The organism is Neobacillus drentensis (assembly GCF_036965645.1).
GTDB classification, from domain to species: domain Bacteria; phylum Bacillota; class Bacilli; order Bacillales; family Cytobacillaceae; genus Neobacillus; species Neobacillus drentensis_D.
Map to the genome: position 1 here is coordinate 12032 of NZ_JBALPZ010000021.1, position 9464 is coordinate 21495.

Here is a 9464-nt window from a genome sequence, read left to right on the forward strand (position 1 = left end):
GAGGTGATGCCTTTAAGAAAGGGAAATATTTAAGTGAAAAGAGAAAAGAGAGAGAAAGAGAGAGAAAGAGAGAAACAAAAAACAGGGAGGTTTTTTGGAATGAGTAAGATCAAATTTAGTTTCTCACTAATCTTAACGATTATTTTAGTGGGAATACTTAGCACCTCTGTATTTGCTAGAGGAGCGTATTGGGCAAGTTTGTCCGGGAATAAAGATGCTTATACTTTTAAATTTATTAACACTAGTAATGATTCTACGAAGGATTTTGCTGTAAAGGTCTTTGATGGAGATGATTTTTCAAATCTATTATATACCTCTCCTATAAAAGAAAATGTAACTGCAGTACCTGAACCTGCTAATACAACACCTACTAACTCATTTGTTATCACAAAGGATAATGTTGTGTTTGAAGATGGTAAAATTTACAAATTCGTTTTGTATGATGTTACTGATACTTCTAAGGAAATAGCTACAGAGATTAAATACGCTGTGACTACAACTCATGATAACCAAAGCTTAGCTTCTGTAGCTAATGATCCTAATCAACTTTTAGACGTTGTGGGTTCTGGACTAACCAACGCAAACCATACTGGCCAACCTGGAACTGCTAAAAAAGGTGGTAACACACACGGTTTCTATCAAAACAACACAAACTCTTGTGCCGGCTGTCACCAAACACACACCGCTGCTAATGGTGAAGCATTACTATTTAAAGATGGTGTATACAGCACATGCTCTGCTTGCCATGATGGTACAACAGGTGCATACAACGCGTTTGCAACAGCAAATGATGAAACTCCAAATGAAATCGCGGGTACTTTTAACGTAAAACAGGACACTACACACAACGGTTCCCTTCACCAATCAGACGGCTCTGTTGATGTAAGTGCTGCACCAGGAGGCGGCAAATCAGCTACTGCTATCTGGGGTAATGAATTTAACTGTGCTAGCTGTCACGCACCACACGGTTCCGGTTCTACTGCAGAAAATAACTTGAATATGGATCCACTAGGCTGGGGCGGAGTTGAATACAAAGCGTTACCAGATGGTACTACACTTGAAAATGCAACTGATGATCAGAAGGATTCCTTAAATGGAAAATTATTCAAAGACCTTGAAATCATCGATTTAGATGCAAATCCAACTGCATTAGCATCATTCATTAAGCCATATGTTGTTGCTAAGAAAACCGTAGCAAGTACTGACCTTTCTTCAGATAAAACAAAAGAAGGCTACATGTATACTCGTGCTAATGTACAAAAAGATCAAAGGGTCATTCAAACATACAGATGGACTGGTAAAGCATATGTTAGAGACTTTTCTTTGTGGTTAAGAGGTTCTAGTCGCGAAGCTGCTAATACAGTCTTAACTGGAGCTCCTGCTACTGGTCTTACAATTGTTTGGAGAGATGGTTTTGCATTTGGTGATGCTGCAGCGGTTAATGCAGTTTCTAAGGCAACAATCAGTCTTGGTATTGATGTTGAAACTACTACGGATATTAAATCACTATTTGATAGTACATTCACAAATTATGTTTTTGACAGTGGAACAGAAATGAGTAAATACTGTTCAGCTTGCCACACAGACTATCTATCAAACGTACGAACCAATAAAACTGGTACTTATACTCAAGCTCATCGCCATACAACAGGAAGTGACAAACTTACATGTGTGCGTTGTCACTTCGGTCACGGTACTGACGCAACAATCATGAAAGATGCAAATGATGAATCTCAATTCACTTCAGTTAGTCATAATGGTGATTTAAGTTACTTTGTTGATCCAAACCCATCTTCAGCATTAAAACGTTACACCGGTATGTCAGTATGTTATGCTTGCCATGGTTCTGGTGGACAGTTTATAAGTAACCCTAATAATAACCATATTGATCCAACTGCAGATGATCCCGTTTATGGTAGCCACTCTGTAGGTCCTGTTGCTGGTGATGCATTAAAATCTGGCCAACCAGGTTCTACTAGACAATAAAAAAGCCAACAAATAGCGCCACTATTTGTTAGCTTTTGAAAAAGTGAAATGTAATTGTAGTAATGAGCAAGGTAGCAATTAATTGTTACCTTGCTTTTACTTTTATTATTTCATATAGACACAAAATTGTCAAAATGATTGACACAATTCCTTCAATAAATTGCTTTATTTTTGCCCCAACTTTTCCACCTCTTGATTGCTATAATATACATAAAATCCCTATATCTAAATAGCTAACCATAAAAACTGACTTAAATTCTTAAAGAAAAAGAGTTGAAAAAAATGAAACTAATCTACATGATGAAGACAGCGTATCTTTCCAGTTTCTTAATTATACTATTAGTAGTAACCTCGATTTTTTCAATCCAGCCTTCTGGTGTTTATTCTGCACTTGAAGGACCGCTTTCTATTACAATTGATTCCCCGTCTCCGGATGCAGAAGTTAATGCAGTTAATGTTGACATTTCAGGAACCTATGTGGCTGATAATATCGCAAAGACTGATCTGCTTTTTACAGTCTCTGAAAATGGTAATGTTATATCAGACTCTTCTATCAACCAATCGGATTGGAATATTGATGATACGAGCACAACTAGGACGTGGTCTTTTACTGATTCGTCCTTTCTAGAGGGCCGACATGATATTACTGTAGAAATTAAAAATACCATAACAAATGATATCTATACGGCAACTGTTTCTTTTATAATCACTAATTCAATTGCTGTCACTGCCCTAAGTATTAATATCCTGTCTCCACAATCAAATGATGCCTTTAATTCAAAACATGTGGAGATATCAGGTGAGTATAGAGCAGATGGTGTGTCTAAAAAAGACTTAAAATTTGTTGTTTTAGATGAGAATGGTAACATAGTATCAGATTCGACTACCAATCAATCGGATTGGAATATTGATGATAGCAGTTCTCCAAAGAAATGGGCTTTTACTGCAACATCCTTGGAGGAGGGTGAACATAATTTCACCGTGCAGATAAAAAATCTTTTAACAAATGAGACTGCAGTAAATTCTACTGATTTTAGACTTTTTTTTACCAGACCAATTATTATGGAAACAGGAATTGTCTTAGCAAACGGTACAGAACGGAAGGGAGAAGATTTAACCAATGTCCCTCTGGATGCAAAACTGAAGATTACCATTGCCGATGATCAACAAATGGATCAGCTGAAAACAAAAATACAAACGAATTACTATAACCCTATTAAAGTATTATTAGGTTCAGATACATTGCAAGGTACAACAGAAATTAGCAGCCCAGTTGCTAAAAATGGTAAGTATTATTATGACATTATTTTTACTCCTAATAGTAATGAATTGAAAATTAACAAAACCTATTTGGTTTATATTGACCCACAACTTATGGATGATTTAGATAATCCTATTTTTACTAAGCTTTTTAAATTCACAACCATGACAAATGTCAAGTGGGACGATCCAGATGATCCACAAAGTCACGCATCATCAAATCCACATGGACATTATCAATTAAATACAAATATGTGCGCAGCCTGCCATAGTACGCATGAATCTAAAGGCCCTACGTTGACAGATGGAACATATCAAATAGATTTTAATGAGCAACTGACAAAGGATCAGCCCGTTAATGATCCTTCACAAAACTATTGTATGGCGTGTCATGATGGAACAGTAAATGCGCCATCTATAGAAAATAAGGAGAGTCAGCACCTTCATGGTTATACTGCTGCTAATACTGAAGTCATGAAGCAGCAAGAATCATGTACCAGCTGTCATAATCCACACCTAGAATGGTCGGAAGAAAATCAAAACCTATTAAAAGATCATTATGTATATACACATAATGAGGCGCATCCTGATCAGGGATTGGAGACCCCTACTGTGGATAGTCTTGATACATCCTGTGATTCATGCCATGATGTTATTGATTTTTCAACTATAAGTAGTGATAAAGGGAAACTTGAAACATTAGCATATAATAAATCTTTAACAGCAAAAGGAACGATTACAAATAAATTAACTAATCCATCACTTAAGACCATATCCGATTATTCTTTGTGTTTACGATGCCATAATGCTGAAAAAAGTGTACAGGATTCTAAGCCATCAGATATTGAAACTTTATATTTAAAACAAACTTCAGGTCATAACTTTGTATTGTCTGCTGACCAACAGACCCAACGGGATGGAAGTGTGCTAAGCGGCGCAATTCCATGTGCGGAGTGTCACGAGACTCATGTTTCAAATAATTTATTTAACTTAAGGGAGATATTAGGTAATAATGTGGTAGCTAATAGTGATAAGTATAAGACCGTTGGAACCACTTGGAATGAACCAAATGAGCGAAATTTCTGTTTGAATTGCCATAATAAAGGAACTGAGATATACGGTAAACAGGCAAAAATTGATACCACCATTTCAGGCCATCAAGCTGCGGATAGTCGAGGGTGCTCTGAATGTCATAGTGACCAAACAAAAACCTATAAGGACTTTAGAGATCAGTCGATTAACGCAGCACATGCGCCGCTTGCAGGTGTTGATTTATCAACACCATAATCACACACAAAACACGAGAGTAACAAACTCTCGTGTTTCTTGTTTTGAAGTTAATTTTTATAAGTTGTAAAATTAATCTACCTACCCTTCAACCACTCCACCAACCCATCAACCTTCCTCCACAAATGCAAATGCATATCTGCATAAACAATCGCTTCATTCTCATCCCCAAACCCGTAAAAATCAGGCGGATAGGCAGGAAGTCTCTTTTTGCCGGTTAAATAAGGAATCACAAACTTGTTTTCCTTTTTAGCACCTTTCAAGAGCATCTCGGCATTAGCTGTAAAACCATGTTCACATAACTCCAATAATAGCCGGTTATATAAGTTCTGAGCAGTCGTCTCTTCATATTCCTCAAGGATACCATGAGCCTTTTTAAACTCGCCCATATCCATATAAGCAACAAATAAGGAGTAACGGACACCCTGGTTGTCCATTGGATTTAATTCAAGTAATTCTTCGTAATGCCGGGCCGCCTCTGCTGCCTTCCCCAGAACCGAAAGGGCCTCGGCATAATGAAGTTTTGCCCGCATAAAAGGTCTTGTTTCAAGTAATCCCCAAAAATACCCTTTGTTTTCTTTGAAGAAATCCTTTCCTAGATCTCGTTCACCAGCTTGAATTCCTTTTTCATATAACAAAATCGCTTCTTCTAAGCTCTTTGTTTTTTCAGCAAGAATGACATAGGCATCCACACAATTCGGATTGAGCTTTAAAGCCTCTTCTGCCAATTTATACCGCTGTTTTCCCTCCGTTTGAAAGGCATCATAAATCAAGTTGCGTGCCCGTTCCTCATCACGCCTCGATACCTTGCGCACGTTGGTTTTCTTTACGTGCTGATCTGCAGCATTTGGCAGTGTCTTAACAGTAGAGCTGCTTTCCGATTTTTTCGCAGCTTGAGCCGTATTGTTTACAGGGAATTCGATCACAGGTGCGATTTGACCGAGAGATGTCTCAACCGCATCATCTTCTCCATAGACAATCCCGATTAACTCGGCCATTTCCTCTGATAATTCGAATTCTAACTCAGATACAACCGAGGAGATACTTCCGGCAGACACTCCATATTGTGTTGCTAATTCCTTTTGTGTTAATGGTTCGATTGGAGCAACCATTGACAATAAATAATGAAGAGCGGCTACATATATATTTGGATTTTGGATTCGCTTTTGTTTTTTTAGACAAAAATGATGCCAAAGAATTAAGCCTGTATCTAAGACTTGTGGCGGCACCTGCATTTGAAGCTTCTCCTTAAAGATGTCTGCTACTTCCTTATAAATAGGAGCGGGCCAATCCATCTCGTCGACTTCCAGCAAACCGCCAATCATGGGCAGCTCGCTTAATACCAGCATAAAAAAATCTGTCAGATATTCTTGAGGTGTGTCGTACTCTTCCTCAAAGCTGCAATCCTCGATGTAGGAAAAGGCAAGCTCAGGTTTGAGACCCTCCAGTTCTATTGGTGCTGGAAAAAATACATATTGATGTTCAAATGGGAGCAGAATCCCCGTAAAGAATGTGCCTTCCTTTACTTGAATGGCATCTGTTAAATTAATAGCGTTGAGTTGTTCTGATGTGAAGCCATCTTCGACGGTCAGCGTGTTATGGTCGACAGACAAAACTTTCCCAGCAATGATTCTTGCGTCTGTCCATGTTTGTAAAATATGCCTTAATTTAGGCCGTTTCATTTTTCCCGCTTCGGCATGAATAAATTTTTCAATAATCGTTTCCCCATCATCCAACTCTTCAAACAGGGAAAACCATACGGTATGAATCATTTCAAAGAATTCCCGTTCTTGCTCTGTTTCGATGTCTAGCATTTGTTCATGCAGTTCAAATTCTTCAGCGATTTCATGACCAAAGTGATAGTAAGTAAATTGGAGGAACTGTTTCTGCAGATCCTCTATTTCATCGATAAGCACCTCAGTGATGGAAATGGCGTCATTTGCTCCACAGCACTTTTTATACTTTTTTCCACTCCCGCAAGGACAAGGTTCATTACGGTTGATTTTCTCCATTCGCCTCTGCTCCTTTTTTATCGTTTCGCGCCAGTCCGATTGCTCTGTTTATGTATAAGTTTTGGGTAAACCTGAGTTTGTTCTTATATAATAGTACCATCTTTGACACATTGAAATATATAAATACTAAGGATATTTAATGGATTTTTTCCATTTATATGAGCTGCGGATGGGGAAGGATATTGATAAAAAACACGATTTGAATGGACTAATTTTGAATTTAATCAGGTTCTCGCGCTATAATGGATAGGACTGACTAATTTATGAGACGATATCAGTAATTTTTTATAGAGGTGAAGAAAATGGAATTAGCAGAAATTCGGAATGAACTTGAGAAAACAGCTAAGACATTAGCGGACTTTAGGGGGTCTCTTTGACCTTGAAAATAAAGAAGCCAGAATAGCCGAGCTAGATGATGAAATGCTTCATCCTGATTTTTGGAATAATCAAGAGAAGGCACAAGCCGTTATCAGCGAAGCAAATGCTTTAAAAGATCAAGTGAACGAGTTCATGGAGTTGAATGACTCTTATGAAAATCTTGAACTAACCTATGAACTTGTCAAAGAAGAAAATGATGAGGATTTAAGGGCAGAGCTCGAAGAAGAACTAGAACAATTAACAAGCCGTTTGAGCCAGTTTGAATTACAGCTTCTTTTAAGTGAGGAATATGATAAAAATAATGCCATTCTTGAGCTGCACCCGGGCGCCGGCGGGACAGAATCTCAGGACTGGGGCTCGATGCTGCTTAGGATGTACACCCGCTGGGCGGAGAAGAAGGGCTTTAAGGTGGAGACACTTGATTATCTTCCCGGTGATGAAGCCGGAATCAAAAGTGTCACATTGTCGATTAAAGGACATAATGCCTATGGCTATTTGAAAGCAGAAAAAGGAGTTCACCGCCTTGTGCGGATTTCACCATTTGACGCTTCAGGACGACGTCATACTTCATTTGTTTCCTGCGAAGTCATGCCAGAATTTAATGAAGAAATTCAGGTGGAAGTCCGTACAGAGGATTTAAAAATTGATACTTATCGTGCAACGGGTGCTGGTGGCCAGCATATCAATACAACAGATTCGGCAGTTCGGATTACCCACTTGCCAACGGGAGTTGTTGTTACCTGCCAATCAGAACGTTCGCAGATTAAAAACCGTGAGTCAGCGATGAAAATGCTAAAAGCGAAGCTGTATCAACGGGAAATTGAGCGCCAGGAACAAGAGCTTTTGGAAATCCGCGGCGAACAGAAGGAAATCGGCTGGGGCAGCCAAATCCGTTCCTATGTTTTCCATCCTTATTCTATGGTAAAAGACCATCGCACGAGTACAGAAAGCGGTAATGTTCAAGCAGTTATGGATGGAGACTTGGATCAGTTTATTAACGCTTACTTACGTTCGAGAATTTCATAACAGTCTAAAGCCTTTGCCGAAAAATCATGGCAAGGGCTTTTCTTTTTCTAATGAAATGATAATGAAAGGCAAAAGCTACAACTAGCTAAAGAAATCCCGATAAGGAGTTTCACTTTATTACCACTTTACCACGTTAACTTAACGCTATTTACACCAATATTTCTGAGATGCTATACTCACTTTCAGATTTAGATAGAAAATAGAGGAGAATCTGTTGTATGAACGTTTTTAACAACCTAACACAAACCTATCCGAAACTGAGCGTGGCGTTTGAATATATTCTCGTGTTAATAGGAGCGGCAATCATCGCCATAACCTTTAATGTGTTTTTACTCCCAAACCAAGTCGCTTCAGGAGGAGTAAGCGGAATTAGTACGATTTTAAAGGGAGTATTTGGATGGGAACCAGCCTATGTTCAATGGGCCTTTAATATTCCGTTATTTATTGCTGGTGTTTTCTTTTTAGGAAAACAATTCGGAGTGAAAACTCTTGCCGGAACCATCTTTCTGCCATTTGTTGTTTTTCTGACGAAACATCTTGAACCTTGGACACATGATGCCCTTCTTGGAGCTTTATTTGGAGGAATAGGCGTAGGACTTGGGCTTGGAATTGTTTTCCGAGGAAATGGCTCCACTGGCGGCACCGATGTAGCTGCTCAAATTATTAATAAATATACTGGTTTTACCCTTGGCAGATGCGTTGTCATGATCGATGGGTTGATTGTTCTAACAGCTGCAGTTGTCTTTGATATTGAAAAAGGATTATATGCGTTAATTGCCCTATTTGTGACAAGTAAAACGATTGACCTTGTTCAGGTGGGCTTTAACGGATCAAAAATGGCAATGATCATAACGAATAATCAAGATGAAGTTCGCGAAGGAATTTTGAATAAAATTGACCGTGGAGTGACAAAACTATCAGCATATGGTGGTTTTACAGACCATGAAAGGCCGGTGCTCATGTGCGTCGTAGATCAGACGGAGTTCACAAAATTGAAACATTTGGTCAAAACCCTTGATCCATCTGCCTTTGTAATTGTTATGGATGCTGCCGAGGTGCTTGGCGAAGGTTTCAAACGCGCATAAGATTGGTATAATAGTACATTGGTGGAAACATTTTCTTAAAGGGGGTAATTTAATGAAGAAAAAGCTTTTAGCCTTTTTACTAGGGACCTCCCTTGTTATGGGATTGGCCGCTTGCGGTGGAGGCAATGACAAATCAACAGATACAAATAAGGACACCGGAACGACGACGAAAACATCCAATGCTAATGATGCCCAAAAAATTTACGATCAAAAGTGCTCTAGCTGTCACGGCGGCGATATGAAGGGTGCGATGGGTCCAAACTTAACGAAGGTTGGCTCTAAGTATTCAAAAGCTGAAATTCTGGACATCCTTAAGAACGGTAAATCAGGTGGAATGCCTGCAGGTTTAGTCACAGGCGACGATGCTGATACGATAGCAACTTGGCTTTCAGGGAAAAAATAAGGAAAATAAGAAAACGTTCTGTTACAA

At 38.9% G+C, this 9464-nt stretch carries 6 protein-coding genes; 5 read left to right on the forward strand and 1 reads right to left on the reverse strand.

The window, feature by feature from the left end:
* Window positions 1–99 precede the first annotated feature (99 nt).
* Complete coding sequence (locus V7266_RS03630) at window positions 100–1986, forward strand: cytochrome c3 family protein (RefSeq protein WP_335465874.1); 1887 nt, start codon at window positions 100–102, stop codon at window positions 1984–1986.
* A gap of 282 nt (window positions 1987–2268) precedes the next feature.
* Window positions 2269–4533: a hypothetical protein gene (locus V7266_RS03635; protein WP_335465876.1), complete on the forward strand. Its 2265-nt coding sequence runs from the start codon at window positions 2269–2271 to the stop codon at window positions 4531–4533.
* Between the two features lie 77 nt (window positions 4534–4610).
* Here V7266_RS03635 and V7266_RS03640 read toward each other — a convergent pair whose 3' ends face one another.
* A complete protein-coding gene (locus tag V7266_RS03640; protein ID WP_335465877.1) occupies window positions 4611–6545 on the reverse strand; it encodes an SEC-C metal-binding domain-containing protein in 1935 nt (644 codons plus the stop codon).
* Between the two features lie 302 nt (window positions 6546–6847).
* Between V7266_RS03640 and prfB the strand changes: the two genes are divergently transcribed.
* From prfB to cccB, 3 genes are all read left to right on the forward strand, one after another.
* A protein-coding gene (prfB, locus tag V7266_RS03645) for a peptide chain release factor 2 (RefSeq protein ID WP_335465880.1) occupies window positions 6848–7949 on the forward strand; the annotation gives its coding sequence in 2 pieces (ribosomal slippage) (window positions 6848–6919 and window positions 6921–7949; 1101 coding nt in all).
* 218 nt (window positions 7950–8167) lie between these two features.
* Window positions 8168–9034 carry a YitT family protein gene (locus V7266_RS03650; protein ID WP_335465881.1) on the forward strand — a complete coding sequence of 289 codons (867 nt, stop codon included), beginning with the start codon at window positions 8168–8170 and terminating at the stop codon, window positions 9032–9034.
* Window positions 9035–9086: 52 nt separating this feature from the next.
* Window positions 9087–9437, forward strand: coding sequence for a cytochrome c551 (cccB, locus tag V7266_RS03655; protein WP_335465882.1), 351 nt, complete (start codon window positions 9087–9089; stop codon window positions 9435–9437).
* Window positions 9438–9464 lie beyond the last annotated feature (27 nt).

Coding starts and splice junctions, on each gene's coding strand:
- V7266_RS03630 (WP_335465874.1), top strand. CDS start 100: ATGAGTAAGATCAAATTTAGTTTCTCACTAATCTTAACGATTATTTTA.
- V7266_RS03635 (WP_335465876.1), top strand. CDS start 2,269: ATGAAACTAATCTACATGATGAAGACAGCGTATCTTTCCAGTTTCTTA.
- V7266_RS03640 (WP_335465877.1), bottom strand. CDS start 6,545: ATGGAGAAAATCAACCGTAATGAACCTTGTCCTTGCGGGAGTGGAAAA.
- V7266_RS03650 (WP_335465881.1), top strand. CDS start 8,168: ATGAACGTTTTTAACAACCTAACACAAACCTATCCGAAACTGAGCGTG.
- cccB (WP_335465882.1), top strand. CDS start 9,087: ATGAAGAAAAAGCTTTTAGCCTTTTTACTAGGGACCTCCCTTGTTATG.